This is a genomic window from Alcanivorax sp. NBRC 101098 (assembly GCF_001010505.1).
Taxonomy (GTDB): domain Bacteria; phylum Pseudomonadota; class Gammaproteobacteria; order Pseudomonadales; family Alcanivoracaceae; genus Alcanivorax; species Alcanivorax borkumensis.
On the sequence record NZ_AP014613.1, the window covers coordinates 1,917,451 to 1,934,560 of the forward strand.

At 54.5% G+C, this 17,110-nt stretch carries 16 protein-coding genes; 10 read left to right on the plus strand and 6 right to left on the minus strand.

What is annotated here, in order from left to right:
- The first annotated feature begins 410 nt into the window (after positions 1 to 410).
- Entirely contained in the window at positions 411 to 824 is a 414-nt protein-coding gene (locus AS19_RS08705) for a DUF4168 domain-containing protein (RefSeq protein ID WP_011588968.1), read from the plus strand.
- 83 nt (positions 825 to 907) lie between these two features.
- Here the strand turns inward: AS19_RS08705 and AS19_RS08710 are convergent, their stop codons facing one another.
- From AS19_RS08710 to AS19_RS14220, 4 genes are all read right to left on the minus strand, one after another.
- Entirely contained in the window at positions 908 to 2,833 is a 1,926-nt protein-coding gene (locus AS19_RS08710) for a ligand-gated channel protein (protein WP_046962328.1), read from the minus strand.
- Positions 2,834 to 3,045: 212 nt separating this feature from the next.
- Positions 3,046 to 4,401 carry a sensor histidine kinase gene (locus tag AS19_RS08715; RefSeq protein WP_046961949.1) on the minus strand — a complete coding sequence of 452 codons (1,356 nt, stop codon included), beginning with the start codon at positions 4,399 to 4,401 and terminating at the stop codon, positions 3,046 to 3,048.
- Positions 4,401 to 4,697: a winged helix-turn-helix domain-containing protein gene (locus tag AS19_RS14215; protein WP_046961950.1), complete on the minus strand. Its 297-nt coding sequence runs from the start codon at positions 4,695 to 4,697 to the stop codon at positions 4,401 to 4,403. Before AS19_RS14215 ends, AS19_RS08715 begins: the two co-directional genes overlap by 1 nt.
- Entirely contained in the window at positions 4,690 to 5,088 is a 399-nt protein-coding gene (locus tag AS19_RS14220; protein ID WP_231483505.1) for a response regulator, read from the minus strand. The genes AS19_RS14215 and AS19_RS14220 overlap by 8 nt, the downstream gene beginning before the upstream one ends.
- A gap of 177 nt (positions 5,089 to 5,265) precedes the next feature.
- Between AS19_RS14220 and AS19_RS08725 the strand changes: the two genes are divergently transcribed.
- The 4 genes from AS19_RS08725 (at position 5,266) to AS19_RS08740 (ending at position 9,119) form a co-directional block, all read left to right on the plus strand.
- Complete coding sequence (locus tag AS19_RS08725; RefSeq protein ID WP_046961951.1) at positions 5,266 to 5,871, plus strand: PepSY-associated TM helix domain-containing protein; 606 nt, start codon at positions 5,266 to 5,268, stop codon at positions 5,869 to 5,871.
- Between the two features lie 32 nt (positions 5,872 to 5,903).
- Positions 5,904 to 6,395 (plus strand): DUF2271 domain-containing protein, encoded by a 492-nt coding sequence (locus AS19_RS08730; RefSeq protein WP_011588974.1) that lies wholly within the window; start codon positions 5,904 to 5,906, stop codon positions 6,393 to 6,395.
- 25 nt (positions 6,396 to 6,420) lie between these two features.
- Positions 6,421 to 7,233: a DUF4198 domain-containing protein gene (locus AS19_RS08735; protein ID WP_046961952.1), complete on the plus strand. Its 813-nt coding sequence runs from the start codon at positions 6,421 to 6,423 to the stop codon at positions 7,231 to 7,233.
- A gap of 230 nt (positions 7,234 to 7,463) precedes the next feature.
- Entirely contained in the window at positions 7,464 to 9,119 is a 1,656-nt protein-coding gene (locus tag AS19_RS08740; RefSeq protein ID WP_011588976.1) for a DEAD/DEAH box helicase, read from the plus strand.
- A 150-nt stretch (positions 9,120 to 9,269) separates the two neighbouring features.
- Here AS19_RS08740 and AS19_RS08745 read toward each other — a convergent pair whose 3' ends face one another.
- Together AS19_RS08745 and AS19_RS08750 are read right to left on the minus strand one after the other, a co-directional pair.
- On the minus strand, positions 9,270 to 9,485 hold the full coding sequence (locus AS19_RS08745) for a dodecin (protein WP_011588977.1): 216 nt from the start codon (positions 9,483 to 9,485) through the stop codon (positions 9,270 to 9,272).
- Between the two features lie 327 nt (positions 9,486 to 9,812).
- Positions 9,813 to 10,529, minus strand: a complete 717-nt coding sequence (locus tag AS19_RS08750) for a nitroreductase (protein ID WP_011588978.1) — start codon at positions 10,527 to 10,529, stop codon at positions 9,813 to 9,815.
- 61 nt (positions 10,530 to 10,590) lie between these two features.
- Here AS19_RS08750 and AS19_RS08755 point away from each other — a divergent pair, with 61 nt between their 5' ends.
- The 5 genes from AS19_RS08755 to AS19_RS08775 all read left to right on the plus strand — a co-directional run bounded on the left by AS19_RS08755 (position 10,591) and on the right by AS19_RS08775 (position 16,996).
- Positions 10,591 to 11,094, plus strand: coding sequence for a DUF1643 domain-containing protein (locus tag AS19_RS08755; RefSeq protein WP_046961953.1), 504 nt, complete (start codon positions 10,591 to 10,593; stop codon positions 11,092 to 11,094).
- Between the two features lie 53 nt (positions 11,095 to 11,147).
- Entirely contained in the window at positions 11,148 to 11,600 is a 453-nt protein-coding gene (locus AS19_RS08760) for a DUF3429 domain-containing protein (protein WP_011588980.1), read from the plus strand.
- Between the two features lie 129 nt (positions 11,601 to 11,729).
- Complete coding sequence (locus tag AS19_RS08765; protein ID WP_052753753.1) at positions 11,730 to 14,093, plus strand: fatty acid cis/trans isomerase; 2,364 nt, start codon at positions 11,730 to 11,732, stop codon at positions 14,091 to 14,093.
- A 375-nt stretch (positions 14,094 to 14,468) separates the two neighbouring features.
- The gene (locus AS19_RS08770; RefSeq protein ID WP_046961954.1) at positions 14,469 to 15,776 is read left to right on the plus strand and encodes an acyl-CoA dehydrogenase family protein; all 1,308 of its coding nucleotides are present in this window, start codon (positions 14,469 to 14,471) and stop codon (positions 15,774 to 15,776) included.
- A gap of 14 nt (positions 15,777 to 15,790) precedes the next feature.
- Positions 15,791 to 16,996 (plus strand): acyl-CoA dehydrogenase family protein, encoded by a 1,206-nt coding sequence (locus AS19_RS08775; RefSeq protein WP_011588983.1) that lies wholly within the window; start codon positions 15,791 to 15,793, stop codon positions 16,994 to 16,996.
- The last annotated feature ends 114 nt before the right edge of the window (positions 16,997 to 17,110 follow it).

Below are 17,110 nucleotides of genomic sequence, written 5' to 3' on the forward strand. Positions count from 1 at the left end.
AGGGAAATTTCAAGCTGCCATAATAGGGGCCTAAAAAGGAATATAAAGTAATATATAGTGATACTTTTATAACCAAAAGGGATATGAAAACAGAACAGAGGCAGTAACTCAGCACGGCCATTTTGCCTCGCCGTGCACCATCAAAAAGGGTAACCCGCGCCCAAACCGATCAACCACAGCACATAGGGCCTGCCAACGCTGTAGTTAATCGCACGTAAGAACCTAGAAAAGGCTTGTTCACATCAGTATGCGATACGCATCGTCACTGTGAATCATGATTTAACATTTCTCGTCGAACTTACAGGCTGATGGTGGTCGGACTTTGCAGTGTCGCCGTATTTTGGTTTCGGCCACTTTGGGTAACACCGTAATCCCCGACCGCTTCGGGGCGATTGACAAGGAGATGAAGCATGAGCAAACGGATGATGGCGCTCGGCGCCCTGATGATTTCCGCTACCTTCACTGGCACGGTAGCCGCACAGCAGCCTGGTGCACCCGCGTCACAAACCCCACAGACCCAGCAGCAACAAATGCAGCAACAGCAGATGCAGCAGCTGCCCAAGGCCTCTGAATTCAGCGACAAACAGCTTGATGCCTTTGCCGATGCACAAAAAGACATGTCTGGCATCCAGCAGAAATACTCCCAGCAACTGCAGGCGAACAAAGACAAGCCTGAAGAAGCCATGAAAGTGCAGAAAGAAGCACAGGAGAAAATGGTAGAAGCCGTTAAAGAGAGTGGGTTGGAGCTGAGCACCTATAACCAGATTGCTCAGCTGGCCCAATACGATGCGGACTTCCGCACCCGCATTCAGGAAAAAATGTAATCCTGAACGCAGCAAAACACACAACGCCGGCATTCGCCGGCGTTGTTGTTTTTACATGACCTGTTCCCACGTCGAGCTGACAATCAGAAGTTTGTCACCACCCCTACCCAGTAACGCCGACCATCTTCCACGTAACCATATTCGTCGTAGAAAATTTCCTTGTCGGCCAGATTATAAATTCCCGTATTGAGTTTGGTCTGCGGTGTCAGCTGGAAACCGATACCGGCATCAACCAGGGTATTCGACGGCGCGATGGTGGCGCAGCTGGACGGCCTCGTGTTTGGCTGACTCTCCTCACCCCGATAGCGAACGGTGGCCCAAGGCGACACCGTATCTGTCGCTTGCCAATCCAGGTTCAGGCTGGCCAGATGCTTGGGCAATTGAGTCAACGGCTCGCCTTTGTACTCCCCGGATTTCTGCTCCGAATCGGTATAGGTATAGCTCAGGTTGATGGACACCACCCTCGCCAACGTGGTGGACAGCGCCGCTTCCACGCCCTGGGTTTGCGCTTCATCCACATTCACCCGGTAGGTGGGGTCGGAACCAAACTGGTTGGGACCATCCGGACAGATACTGACCGGACAGGTAATACGGGTGATCTTGTCCTTGAAGTCGTTGTGAAACACCGTCACGTTGGCCAGCAACGTGCGACCCGCGTTGAAGTACAGGCCCAGCTCCTGGTTAAGCGAGGTTTCAGGCTCCAGATCTGGGTTGCCGTAGATGTTGCCACCCCGGCTCACCTGCCCCCAATCCGGGGTCAATTCACGCAGCGACGGAGAGCGGAAGCCAGTGGAGACGCCACCTTTCACCGTCCAGCGCGGGCTGAATCCCCACACGCCATAAAGGCGCGGGCTAACATGGGTGCCGAAATTTTCATCATCGTCCATCCGCGCACCTGCGGTCACCGAAAAGGTATCGGTGAGCATCCATTCGTCTTCCACAAATAGAGCGTATTTTGATGACTCAATATTGGTGCGGTCAGAAATCCGGTTGGAGGTTTTGTCGTCCAGTTTTTCTTCCGTGAAATCGGCCCCCACCGTCACCATATGATCACCCACCGGCATGACCAACGCCGTCTTGGCATGGGTATTGGTGATAGTCATTTCACGGCTTTCATTTTCCGCTTTTTCTCGCTGAATGTAGGTATCGGATGTGCCGACGGCCCAACGGCCAGTGTGGGTCAGCGAAAAAGCTTCGCGGGTATGATCAGTAAAACTATCGTCGGAATCTGCGCTACGCCCGATCAAACTCTGGCGGCTATCCTCGGTGCGGGTAGTTTCCACTGAAAAGTCATGATTTTCTGTCGGTGTCAGAGTCAATTTAGCTGTCAGGTTACGCAAGTCTTTTTGCTCATAACCATCCACGAATAAATCTTCCTGGCGGTTATAAAAGCCTCCATAGACTTGCAGGCCCAGCAAATCGTCTTTCAATGGGCCGCTCAAGCTGAAATTGCCCTGCTGGCTATCACCGGATCGGGAATCGTCCTGGATGATCGCGTCCAGCTGTACGGAGCCGCCCCACTCTGTCTCCACTTTGCGGGTGATAATGTTGACCACGCCCCCTATGGCATCGGAACCATACAGGGTGGACATGGGGCCACGGACCACCTCGATACGCTCGATGCTTTGCAGCGGCGGCAACCAGCTTTGTTCAAACCCGGCATTACCATTAGGACGGCTTTCCCGAGTGGACACCGGCTTACCATCAACCATGATCAGCGTATAAGAGGACGGCATACCGCGAATAACGATATCGGTGCCACGGTCGCCGGAGCCTCCGCCGGTGACAATCACACCGGGGACATCCCGTAAGGCATCAGTGGTGTCTTGGTAGAAACGCGCTTCAATCTGCTCACGGTCAATAACGCTAATCGACGCGGGCGCATCGTCCACCTGTTGAATGTACCCTCCGGCTGTCACAGACACCTGCCCCAGCTCATGTCCTCCCTCTTCCCCCCACACGGCGCCACTGGCTGCGGCCAGCGCCATCGTTAGAGTCCCCAAGCGCATTCCCATGGTTTTCCTCCTCGAAGATAAACAACAACATCCAACCGGAGTGCCAACCGCCCCCTTTCACCACTCAAGCTTGCCGCCTGGTAGCGAAAAACCGATACAGCTCCCCCTGGTAAATCGGCCAGACAGGGCTGCTGAAAGCAGCAATGGATCTGCCGAAGAAAAGGAATGGTATTGATTCTTATTTATAACAAAAGGAGGTTTACACTTTATACACGTGCCGGAGCCGGCAGGCGCAAATGCACGCACAACCCAGGGTCCCGGTTATGTGCCCAAAGCTCTCCGCCAAGCCGCTCCACTGTTCTGCGGGCAATACTTAATCCCAGCCCAAAACCGCTATCAGTCGTCCTCGCGGTATTTAGGCGCACGAAGGGCGCAAAGATACTGTGCAGCTTATCTTCAGGCACCCCTGGCCCCTGATCCACCACCTGAAGATGCCAGGCACTCCCTTCACGCTGCCCCTGCAATAAGACCGTCCCCTGCTCAGGCGAATACCGAATGGCATTCCGGACCAAATTTTCAAATACCTGAGCTAAGGTATTCAAATTGCCATACACCTCCGTGTCATCAGGTAAGGTGCAAGGGAAGCGTTGTTTACTCCAACCACTCTCAAACGCCGCATTCTCGACAACCATGTCCCACAACACCGGCACCGACAAAGACTGCAGGCCAGCGTTACCGGTATTGGTATCGGTGTCCTGCCAACCTAGCGCCAAAGTGTCATCGACTAAGGTGCGCATGTGGCGCAATTCCTGCTCTAACCGCTGGCGCAGTTGCTGTTCGTTGATTCCGTTTTCCAAGGCCACAGACAACCGGCTCAGCGGAGTACGTAACTCATGCGACATATCATTGAGTAACTGTTTTTGAGTTTCGAGTATGCCGCAAACCTGCTCTGCCATATGGTTGAAACTACGAGCAAGCTCACCAAATTCATCTGAACGGGTGGCCAACGGCCCAACCACACGGGCATCAGTATCGTCTTTGAATACGAGCACCTGCGCTTGTAACGCCTTCAACAAGACGCGGGCACGCCAGAACAGCAGCCCACCCAGCATGAGGGCCGATATCGTAGGAACCCCCACTAACAATAAAGGTTCAACCCAAGGCCAGTAGGTACCCGGACGAAACCGGGGAGGCAGCTGCATCAGCAGGCTTCCCTGTTCTGGGACAGTAGGAAATGGCAACCCCAGATAAGGCATCTTCTTGCCGTAACGGAAACTCATGCGGCTATGAACACCCCGCTGAAAGCGAAGCCCGCTACGCTCCTGTACCGTCAATGGAGTACTGCTTAGGGGCTGGTCAGTGTTACTGATCACAGCGATATCACCACTTTCACGGGAACGCATGCCCGCCAGCCATTGGTCTACCCCTGCCCGCCCCTCCGCGAGCCATGCCTGCTCCGCAGCCGCCGCATAACCGCGCATTACGGCAACCGCCTGGTCACTCAAAAGCTGGGCATCATTTCGCAGAGCGTTGGTAACACGCGTTCCCACTACCATGGTGGTAACTACGGTAACAACAAGAAGTAGCGCCAGGCGCCAAAGAAGGGAGTAGCGTTTTAACATCAGAGGTTGTCAGTGATCAGGGGATAGCCCTGCCCCCAGACTGTTCTCACCGCCGACTCTGCTGCTCCGGCGTCACGAAGTTTGCGACGCACATGACTAATGTGCAGGTCCAGGCTGCGATCATGGCGGCCACAGCCTCGGTGCAGAACCGCCTGGTAGAGGAATGGTTTACTGAGCACCGCACCTCGGTGCTCCAACAGCACCTGCAACAAACGAAACTCAGTGTTGGTCAGCCCTAGGTCGGTTTCTTGGTAAAAGGCCGCCATGCTGTGGTCGCACAGCACCAGTTTACCCACTGATTCCCATTGCGGCTCTTCCGGACGCACCCGTTCCAGCGCACACCGCATCCACCCGCACCGCTAGTTCCGCCATACTGAATGGCTTGGGAAGGTAATCATCCGCACCGTTGATAAGTCCCTGAATACGGGCCTGCTCATCGCCCAATGCAGACACCACAATCACCGGCACCGAGCTTTGCTGGCGCAGGGCATTAAGTAGCTCCAAGCCATTAAGGCCGGGCAACAGGATGTCCAGCAGCACTAGGTCATAATCACCGGCCGTCGCCGCATCCAGCCCCGCCGGGCCTTCGGCACACACCGAAACCAGATAGTGCCGCTCTGAAAAATAATCAAGCAAGTGGCCACTGAGTACCGAATCATCTTCAATGACCAGTAAACGGGCAGGCATTTTCACAACGGCGCTCATTTTCGAAATGATAGAAATTATCATTCGTAAATGCTAGCTTTTATCGAATAAACCTCATTCAAGCACCCTAAGATTACATTCTTTACGAAGATAACCGTGGTTAAATATAACAATTCTCATTAACATCCCTGCCTCCGTTGTAAATGAACGAGCCACTCCGTGAACAAGAAACGCAAAGCCTTTTGGCTGAAACAACTCCACCAGTGGCACTGGGTCACCTCCGCCATCTGTCTGATCAGCTTGGTGCTGTTCAGCCTCACCGGCATCACCCTTAACCATGCCAGCCAGATCAGCGCCGAACCGGTAATTCGTGAACATCAGGACACGCTGCCCACCGAGCTGCTATTTCAGCTCGCAGACCAAACCGGCGGCCAACTGCCCGCCGCCGTTCAGCAATGGCTGGCACGGAAAATGGACCTGCAGCACACCGATGGAGAGCCGGAATGGGCAGCCGATGAGATTTATCTGCCCATGCCCCGGCCTGGTGGCGATGCTTGGCTTGCGATTGATATGAGTGACGGGGCGATACTCGCGGAAACCACGGACCGTGGCTGGATTGCGTTTTTTAATGACCTGCATAAAGGTCGCCACACCGGCACGGTGTGGATTTGGTTCATCGATATTTTTGCCATCGCCAGCCTGCTATTTGCGTTCACCGGGCTTGGGCTAATGATGCTTCATGCTAAACGGCGGCCGGCCACCTGGCCGGTCACTTTGGCGGGGTTAGTTCTCCCCTGGCTATTGATCATTTTTTTCATGCATTAAGACCCGACATTCAGATAAGGAAGGACATTTTCATGCGCTTGCGTTATCTCGCTCTGCTTCCCCTGCTAACCAGCCAGGCCATGGCTGATACCTTTTCTGTAGAGGTGGAAGTGCCGCGTTTGAGTGTGGCCGAATATCATGCTCCCTATGTGGCCTTCTGGGTGGAAAATGCCGACCGTAGCACCCTAAAACCACTGGGCCTGTGGTACGACGACCAGGAAAAATGGCTCAAAGATATTCGCCAGTGGTGGCGCAGAACCGGCCGCAGCCAGTCGGCGCCCTACGACGGTCTCACTGGCGCCACCCGCTCTCCTGGCACTCACACTGTGGACTTTAGTGATGTGGACGCACTTAAATCCCTGCCCGCCGGCGAATACACCTTGGTGGTAGAAGCAGCCCGAGAAGTCGGTGGCCGCGAAGTGCTGAAATTACCGTTCCTGTGGCCGGCCGGGGAACGCCCTCAACAGCAGCAAGTAATAGGCACCGACGAACTGGGCACTGTCACCCTCACCGTCTCTCAATAACACCGACTACTCAAGGAGCGCCACCATGACCCGAGTCCGTTTCCCTAAAGTTGCACTGGCCGCATTGGTGCTGGCCACAGCCCTACCCGCCCATGCCCACAAGCTGTGGTTACTGTCCAGCCACACCACCGTTTCTGAGCCCCAGTGGATTACCGTTGATGCCAGCATCTCCAATGAAATTTTTGGTTTCGAGCGAGCCTACCCTGTCGATGGCATGGACGTGACCGGCCCGGATGGCAAGCCCGCCACCGTGGATAACGCCATGAAAATGCACACACGTAGTGTGTTTGACGTACAGCTGGAAAAGGAAGGCAGCTACCGGATCAGTGTGGCGCAACCCAGCTACTTTATCTCCTACGAGATCAACGGTGAGCGCAAACGCAGCCGCGGCAAAGATGCGGATACGATGCTGGCCGAAGTGCCCAGCGGGGCCGATAAAGTAAAACTGCGCGAGGTTCTCAACCGTTTGGAAACCTATGTCACCCTAGGGGCGCCAAACGAAACCGGCCTGAAGCCCACCGGCAAGGGCCTGGAACTTGAGTTACTCACTCACCCCAACGACCTTTACGCGGGCGAAACCGCTCAGTGGAAACTGCTGGTCGATGGCAAGCCGACCTCCGGCCTCAAGGTAGAACTGGTTCCGGGTGGAACCCGCTACCGTGACAGCCAAGAAAGCTGGTCCGTGACCAGCGATGATAAAGGCATTGTCAGCATCCAATGGCCTGCCGCTGGCCGTTACTTCCTGGAAGCGGGCACAAGCGACAAAAACGTTAGCAACCCCAAAGCCACGGAACGCTACCTGCAATACCTCGGCACCGTTGAAGTGCTACCGATGTAACCCCCTCCACATAGAAGTTTGCCGGGTTTGCTTTACCCGGCTTCCGGCTGATTCCGATCGCTGCCTGCTCAGAATCAGCCGCTCTACTTTTTCACCATCACGAACACAGCCCCCCCTCTGCGCCAACAGCAACTGGCGAAAAAACGTGCAATTTCAACCCCACCTATGTATACTCCGCCGTCCTCGCCGACCCATGCTCGGCTCCTCCCCTCCTAATTCATAGGTACTACATGTCAGATTCCCGTTCCGGGTTCGCCTCTTTAGGCCTGCCCGAGGTTCTGCTCACTGCGATCGCCCGTCAGGGCTTCGAGCAGCCTTCGCCGATTCAGGCGCAAGCCATCCCGCTGTTGCTGGATGGACACGATCTTCTGGGCCAGGCACAAACCGGCACAGGTAAAACGGCTGCGTTTGCATTGCCCCTTTTGGCCCGTCTCGATCCGTCTCTGCGTGAACCGCAGATGCTGATCCTGGCCCCAACCCGCGAGCTGGCTATTCAGGTTGCCACTGCGTGTGAAGAATTTGCCAAAGACATTAAAGGTCTGCAGGTTCTGCCCATTTACGGCGGTGGAGAATACCGCACCCAGCTGAAAGGCCTGCGCGGCGGCGCCCAGGTGATTGTCGGCACCCCCGGCCGCGTTATGGATCACATGGACCGCGGCTCCATGAAGCTAAACAATCTGAAGGCTCTGGTGCTCGACGAAGCCGATGAAATGCTTCGTATGGGCTTCATCGACGATGTGAAATGGGTACTTGAGCGTACTCCGGATGACTGCCAGCTGGCGCTATTCTCCGCCACCATGCCGCCGGTCATTCGCAAGGTTGCCGACCAGCACCTCAAACAACCCAAACTGGTTCGCATTGATAATGGCGGCGCCACCACTGGCACCACCATCCGCCAGCGTTACTGGCCCGTCGCGGGTTTGAACAAGCTGGACGCCGTGTGCCGGATTCTGGAAGCAGAAGAACACGATGCGGTGTTGGTTTTCGTGCGTACCAAACAGGCGACACTGGAACTGGCCGAGCAGCTCAACCGCCGCGGCCTGCGTGCCGAAGCCCTGAACGGCGATATTCCCCAGCAGCAGCGGGAAAAAACCGTACAGCGTCTGAAAGACAAGCGTTTCGACCTGCTGATCGCCACCGATGTGGTTGCCCGTGGCCTGGACGTGCCGCGCATCACCCACGTGGTGAACTACGACATGCCCGGCGACCCGGAAGCCTACGTGCACCGCATCGGCCGTACCGGCCGGGCCGGTCGCCAGGGTGACGCCATCCTGTTTGTGGCTCGTCGTGAGCAACACGTGTTGCGTCAAATCGAACGCATTACTCGCCAGTCCATCGAAAAGATGGCGCTTCCCTCCGTTGATGACCTCAATGCCAAGCGGATTGCCCGCTTTCAGGAGCAACTGGCCGGGTTCACCTCTGGAGCCAACGTTGATGAAGCCCGCGCGCTGGTGAATCAACTACGTGACGCCATGGATATCAGCGACAATGACATGGCGGCCGCACTGGCCACCATGATGTTCAAACGCGAACCGTTGATTCTGAAAGAACCCAAGATGGTCAAAGAACCGCGCCGTCGCGAATCCGCCCACGTGGGTGGCCGTCGCGAAGACCGTAACCCGCGCAACCGCGGCGACAAAGGTCGCACAGACAAAACCATGCGTCGCTACCGGATCAAGGTAGGTCACGATCACGGTGTGAAGCCGGGCAATATCGTTGGTGCCATTGCCAATGAAGCTAAACTGCCTAGCCGCCTGATTGGTCCAATCAAGATCCATCAGGACCACAGCACCGTGGAATTGCCAGAAGACCTGTCTCCAAAGCAGTTGCACGTTATCCGTACCGCGCGGGTCTGCCAGCAGGCTCTAGACCTAGAAATGGTATAAAAAAGAGAAGCAGCAAGCTTCACGCTGCACGGCAACACAAAGCCAAGTTATGCTTGGCTTGAGCTGCCCAGCCAGCACCACGCTGGGCTCTCTACAAAAAAACCGCACCCTTTCGGGTGCGGTTTTTTTGTAGCTCGTGCTTGTCGCGATTCAGGAGCCGGAAATCCTGAACCCTACTTTCAGGGTCACCTGATAATGCCCCACCTTGCCATTTTCAATATGGCCACGGGTTTGCGTTACCTCGAACCACTCCATTAGTTCCAAGCTTTCATTGGCCGTTACCAACGCATTCTCAATGGCATCTTCAATCGTGGTACGCGAAGACCCAACAAGTTCGACTTTCTTGTAAACATGATCATCAGACATGACTGCTCTCCTTTTCGGCACATGTTCCGTTGAGTGTGAGCGACCACGCCCTAGTTTAAGCACGCCGCCCTCCATCTACTTTCATCTGTGGCATCGAAATGGGCAGATTACAAGGGAAGACCCATGTCTAGTCGATCAAAAAAACAACAACACTCCATTGCCCCGCGAACATCCTTCAGCGCTGAAACTAAAACAGTCGATCATTTTCTATTCATTGGGGAGAACCAGCGATGGATATGCACAAGATGACACCTTGGCATTGGCTTCATCAGATTGGATGCGGGTTTGTGGTCTATCTACCCCAAATCGTTCAGAGCAACTCCGCCATTATTTTTTTGGCACCAATAGTGCCTCCAGCGGCTGACGTTCCGGTTTGAACTGGTTGATGGTTTCATCCGCTTCATAGCCCAGCGACATGCCACACAATAATTTATAGTTTTCCGGAATATTAAAATGTTTTTCCAAGGGCGACCGCCAAATTGCCAAAGCCCCTTGGGCACAGGTGGCCAACCCGGCATCCGTGGCCGCTAACATCAGGCTTTGCAGAAAAATGCCTGCATCCAATGCGCTGTAAACATCTAGCCCTTCATGGACAAAAATAAACACCGCCACCGGCGCATTAAAGAAACGGAAGTTTTCCCGCATCTGCTGATGGCGAGCCTGCTTATCGTCACGCTGAATGCCTAACAATTCATATAACTGATAACCGGTGGCACTACGGCGTGGCTGCAAGTCTTTGGGGTAATCGGTAACCGGTTTGAAATCACCGTCCGGCATGCCTTTTTTAGTCACCATGGCCTTGAGCTGTTTGAATTTAGAGCCCTTCGCTAGGTCCATTAACTCATCAAACATAGGGGGCAATGTTTGCCGCAAATCCTCCAGCACCTCGCCCTTCGCCACCGCAATCTGATAAGGCTGGGTATTGGACCAACTCGGCGCCGAGGCGGCAGTGCTGAGCAGTTTGTTCAGCACCTTTTCGCTTACTGGCTGGTCGGTAAATGCCCGTACACTATGGCGCCGGGCCATCACATCTTTAAATTCCATACTCTTAGCCTGTTTAAGTGCCCTTAGCCTTCACTGTGCCAGAGATTTATAATACGCAGCCATGACCAAGACAGCCGATAATCTGCAACGTCACGCCAACTTTTCACGCTGTGGACAGTACCGCTATGCGCTCTGGCGCCAGCGGGGGGAAGGTGATGATTTTATGCTGCTGATTGGCCTCAACCCCTCCACCACTGATCCCCACCAAGACAACCCCACCATTCGTCGCTGCATGGGCTTTGCCCAGGACTGGGGCTACTCAGGACTGTGCGTGGCCAACCTGTTCGCATATCGGGCAACTTACCCAAAGGATCTATTTTCTGCCGCAGACCCCGTGGGCCCACAAAATGACGCCTGGCTACGCCGCTTAGCCCGTCAGGCCGGCCTAGTCGTGGCGGCTTGGGGCAACCATGGACGCTTTAACGACCGCGCCGTGCAGGTGGTCCGCCAATTGCCTACCATGCATTACATTCGCCTTAATCGCTCCGGGGAGCCGGCACACCCGCTATACCTCCCCCGCCACCTGAAAGCCCAACCCTGGGTTGGCTACCCCTCCTTGCCTTAACCTTCACTCTGCATCATCGATAATAGAAAAAACCATCCGTTGGAATCGACACTGTGCGCACACGTCAGGAAAAAAATATCCGTCGTGCCAAAGCCCTGTCCTACTCTGGACTTATCCCCTTTTATGGCATGGCTGGGCTATCTTGGTTTGCCCAAACCGGCAGCTGGGCACTGCATGCTCTGGCCACCTACTCCGCCATTGTACTGGCCTTTCTCGGCGCCATTCATTGGGGCAGGGCGCTCGATAAAATGCCCTACAGCAACCAGTACCCAACACTACTATTTGGTCTGATACCGGCGTTATTGGCATGGCTTTCCCTGCTACTTCCGTTGGAACTATCGCTGCCCATGCTCGCCGCCGGGCTTATGTTCGTGTGGGGCACAGAACAGATGGTATTCAATGACACACTCCCCACTTGGTATCGACACCTAAGGCATCAACTCACCGCCGCCGCCGTTATCGCCGTCCTGATCGGTTGGGCTGCCACTATGTTCTGGATGCTATAAAGGGCGCATTGCTTCTAACCGCCAATTTTCGGCTTTTTACAAAACAACAGATGCTGATAGGGGGCCAGCCATGGCCGGCTCTGTCCGCCCCCGCTACACTGTCAATCCGTTATAGGGAGATTCGGGAATATGAAAAACCATTGGGATTCACATGGCCCCTTTTCACTAGGGATATTGTTCTTTTTGCTTTGCGCTCTGTCTGCACCGGTTACCAGCGCCCCGCTCCCTCCCAAGTACCTCACCAATACCTCACCCAATTACCATGACGACATTCATCCTATTTTCGAAAAGAAATGTTTAGCCTGTCATGGCTGCTATGACGCCCCCTGCCAATTGAAACTTGAAGCGGTAGAAGGCCTAGACCGGGGGGCCAGCAAGAAAAACGTTTACGATGGGGCTCGTACTCAAACCATCTCCCCAACGCGCTTGTTCAAGGATGCACAAACCACGGCACAATGGCGTGACAAGGGCTTCTATTCTGTCATCGACAGCACCTCTGGCTTGCAGGATTCTTTGCTTTATCAAATGCTGGCGTTAGGAAAAAAACACAGTTTTAAACCGAACCAGAAACTTCCAGACGATATTGTCTTGGGCCTAGCTCGGCAGAACGAATGCCCCGCACCAGATGAATTCGATGACTATGCCGAAAGTCACCCCATGGAAGGCATGCCATTGGCGGTCGCAGGGCTGACCGACAGCGAATTTACGACCATCCGTCAATGGTTGGAGCAAGGGGCCCCTTTGGAGCCTAAAATAATTACTCCCACCAACGAAGAGCAGCAACTGATTGCCGACTGGGAAGCTTTTCTCAACCAAAGAGACCTAAAACACCAGCTGGTGGCCCGCTGGCTATACGAACACCTTTTTCTTGCCCACCTGTACCTGGACAAAGGCCAAGACAGCAAGCCGGCACATTTTTTTAAACTTCATCGCTCTAGCACCCCTCCCGGGGAGCCGATTAAGCCAGTAGCCACCGATCGCCCCAATGGCATGCCACCGGAAAATTTCTGGTACCGTATTGCACCTGTGCCCGGCACCTTGGTGCACAAAACACACATTACCTTTGGCTTAGCCAAGGCCAAACTGGCTAGGACCAAAGAGCACTTCTTCAGCACTGACTGGAGCGTGGAAACGTTACCAGGCTATGGCTACGAACAACGTGCCAATCCCTTTGTTACCTTTTCCGCTATCCCAGCCCGGGCCCGCTACCAGTTTATGCTGGATGAAGCCGAATATTTTGTTCGCACCTTCATTCGCGGTCCGGTTTGTCGCGGGCAAGTAGCCACCGATGTAATTCGCGATCATTTCTGGGCCGTGTTTCAGGCCCCGGAACAGGACCTTTACATCACCGATAACAATTACCGCGCGCAAGTCAGTGATCTGTTGGGCTTACCCGGTCAAGACGATGACCTATTGGCTTTAGGGCCACAGTGGCTCAAGTACAGTGAAAAACGTAACGACTACCTGAAAGCTCGCAAACAGGCCTATGGCACCAATAAACCCAAAGGCCCAGATTGGGATTCATTGTGGGATGGCGATGGGGATAATCGCAATGCACTACTAACCATCTTCCGTCACCACGATAACTCCTCGGTACGCAAAGGCCTGATCGGCGACCTGCCTTTAACGACCTGGGTGATGGATTACCCGTTATTCGAACGCAGCTATTACAACCTAGTGGTGAACTTTAATGTTTTCGGATCCGTGTCCCATCAGGCGCAGACTCGCCTCTACTTTGATCTGATCCGTAATGGCGCAGAACAGAACACGCTCCGCTACCTCCCAGCAAAACTGCGCCAACTCGTGTTGGCCAACTGGTATCAAAACACCGGGAAACTGCGGTTGGCGATCAGTTATGAATCCGTAGATACGGATCTGGCCACGAGTATCCAGTTCGATACCAGCACCCCAATGAACGAGTTCAACAATAATCTGCTGGTTCAATTTGCCAAACTAAACGCCCGCCCAGACCCGATAAACCGTTGTGACGGTGAAAACTGCCAACGGCCCAATGTCTCTGCCTGGAAACAGGACGCAGACCACATCCTCAGCAGTATCTCTTCACGGCGCGCGGCCAACCTGCAAGCCGTCAATTTCATGCCGGAAGTCAGCATGATCCACGTAAGGGGCAACAAGGGTGAACAGGAAATCTATTCCTTATTCCGAAACCGGGCACACACCAATGTCGCGTTCATGATGGGTGAATCTCTGCGCTACCAACCGCCACTGGACACCTTAACCCTGTATCCCGGCGTCTTGGCGAGCTATCCCAACTTCATGTTCCTGGTGCAGGAAGATCAGCTGCAGGCTTTCGTTACTCAAATGGAAGCGGTGAAAACGGAGAAAGATTTTACCGAACTAGTGGATGCCTACGGTATTCGCCGCACTCACCCTGAGTTTTGGCAATACTTCCATGCGCTGAACCAGTATCTGGAAAAGCACGAGCCAACCCAGGCTGGCATTCTCGATATGAACCGGTACGAAAACCTTTGAAAAAACTGCATCAGCAGCAATAACAAGACCATGCGGGAGGGATAGGTGCCATACGGCAGCTGCCCTCTCCGTGTGATCTAATTGAAAGTAACACATTGAGCAGGAGACATTTTTCCTCCGAAAAAACAGATTGCCGTGCTTATTCCGCAATCTCTGCCGTAAACGGCTTTTGCTTTTTCTTTAAAACAACACATCTAATGTGGCCCGCTACTATTGCCCCTTACCTCCCATACCCTCTAATCCTACCAATGGCTAGGCCTGTGGCGCCGGGCTGTTGCCACTATGCCCGGCCAGCCAGTCACACTGGTCAATGTGGCTCTGCCCCATCTCGCCATAATCGAGTGCAATCCATAGACACAACAATGAGGTTTCACCATGGCGAGAAATGCAGTGGGGTATGCGCTAACCGCGCTTAACCGCCTGGCCTGCTCGGAAGTACTCGACAAGATCGGCATGCGCAAAAGTGTCGAACGGCTTGCCTACACCCTCACCAAAAGCGGGTTCCAGGTACTCACCACCACCGCCCGTGCGTTCAAATCGGCTAGCTCAGGCAACAAGCCCCAGCGCCTGGCCGCGCCCGGCCATACCCGCGATCTGTTCGACCTTGGCATTACCGACGAACAACAGATGATCCGCGACAGCGTTCAAGGCTTTGCCATGGACGTGCTGCGTGAGCAGGCCGAACACGCCGACGCCGCACAGCAGACTAGTGATGAGGTTATTGGTCAGGCTCAAGAGTTGGGCCTTAACTTCTTCGCGGTACCGGAAGCGCTCGGGGGTGCAGCCACCGAGAGATCCACCGTTACCAGCATGCTGCTGGCAGAAGACCTGGCCCACGGCGACATGGGCCAAGCGGTAGCGATTCTTGCTCCCATGGGCGTGGCCAATGCCCTGACCCAGTGGGGCACCGCGCAGCAACAAGACAAATATCTAAGCAGCTTCGCGGAAGAAAATCCGCCCAAAGCTACCATTGCTGTATGCGAGCCGCGTCCCTTGTTCGACCCAATGGTGCTGGCCACCACCGCACGCAAAGATGGCAACGATTACATTCTTAACGGGGAGAAATCTCTGGTGCCATTGGCGGCCGAAGCAGAAATCTTCCTGATAGCGGCACAAACCGATAGCGGCCCGGCTGTGTTCATTGTGGAAGGTGGCAACGACGGGCTCACTGCCGGTAACGATCCCTCCATGGGCATCCGCGCCAGCAGCCAGCGCCCACTGAAACTGGACGAGGTCCGCATCCCAGCAGACAACCGTTTGGGCAATGACGATTTTGATTATCGCGCTTTTGTAGATCTGGGCACTCTAGCCTGGTGTGCCATGGCCATTGGCACGAGCCAGGCGGTACTCGATTACGTTGGCCCCTACTGCAACGAACGCACCGCCTTTGGCGAACCCATCAGCCACCGTCAATCTGTGGCATTCATGATCGCCGATATGGCCATCGAATTAGATGCCATGCGCATGCTCACCTACCGCGCCGCCAGCCGTGTCGAACAGGGCAAAAGCTTCCAGCGAGAAACCCACCTGGCGCGTACCTTAGTCAAAGATAAAGCCATGAAAATCGGTACCGACGGCGTGCAACTGCTCGGTGGCCACGGCTTCACTAAAGAGTACCCGGTGGAACGCTGGTATCGGGATCTGCGTGCTGTGGGTATCGCCTTCGGCGGCCTGCACCTGTAAGGAGGGAGACAACCATGAATATTGAAATTCCCAAGAAGTTTAAACCCCTAATTAACAACGCCTATCAGGTAGCCCAAAGCACTCTCCGTCCGCTGTCGCGCAAGTATGACCGCGGTGAGCACGAATATCCGAAAGAATTGGATATGCTCGCCTCGGTATTGGATGGCTTTAACGAAGGCGACCCGGCCAATTCCGCTGGCGCCGCCACCACCGGTAGCGGCAAGGTTCAAGATGACGGCAGCGTCAAAAATGGCGCTAACATGGGCGTATGCTTGGGTGCCATGGAAATGTGCTACGGCGATACCGGCTTCCTGTTGGCCATGCCCCGCCAGGGTCTAGGTAACGCGGCCATCGCGGCAGTAGCCAACGACGAACAACTGGAACGCTTTAAAGGCAAATGGGCCGCCATGGCCATCACCGAGCCCGGCTGCGGCTCCGACTCCGCAGCCATTCGCACCACCGCTAAACAGGACGGCGACCACTACATTCTCAATGGTGAGAAAATTTTTGTGACCTCCGGAGAACGTGCCGACTGCGTGGTGGTATGGGCCTCACTGGACCCAAAACTGGGCCGCGCGGCCATCAAGTCTTTCGTCGTAGACTGGGGCACCCCGGGCATGGAACTGGCACGCCTTGAGAAGAAGCTCGGCATCCGTGCTTCCGACACCGCAGCGATAAATTTTGTGGACTGCCGGGTACCAGCAGAAAATCTGCTCGGCACCCCGGAGATCGACACCAAGAAAGGCTTTGCGGGTGTCATGGAGACCTTCGACAATACACGCCCGCTGGTGGCGGCCATGGCCATTGGTTGTGCCAAGGCCTCCCTAGAGCGCATCAAGGAGTTACTCAAAGACAGTATCAACTACGATTACAGTAAACCGGTAGACAACTGCTCCGCAGTAGAAGCGGAAATTTACAAGATGGAAGCTGACTGGGAAGCGGCCTACTGGCTTGCTGTGAAGGCGGCATGGATGGCCGACAATAAGAAAGCCAACACCTTGGAGGCCTCCATTTCAAAAGCCAAGGCTGGGCGTGTTGGTAATGCCATTACTTTACGCTGTGTGGAATTAGCAGGCAGTTTGGGTTACACCGAAGATGAACTGCTAGAAAAGTGGGCCCGTGATTCAAAAATCCTAGATATCTTTGAAGGCACCCAACAAATTCAACAACTCGTTATCGCTCGCCGTATATTGGGGCTTAGTTCCAAAGAATTGAAGTAACATTGCCCGAGCAATACCTTCTGATAAAAAGCCGTTTCTGATATTAGTCAGAAGCGGCTTTTTTGATTAACCGAATATAGAAGGCATAACCTTGCTGCACTCCGACATTATTCA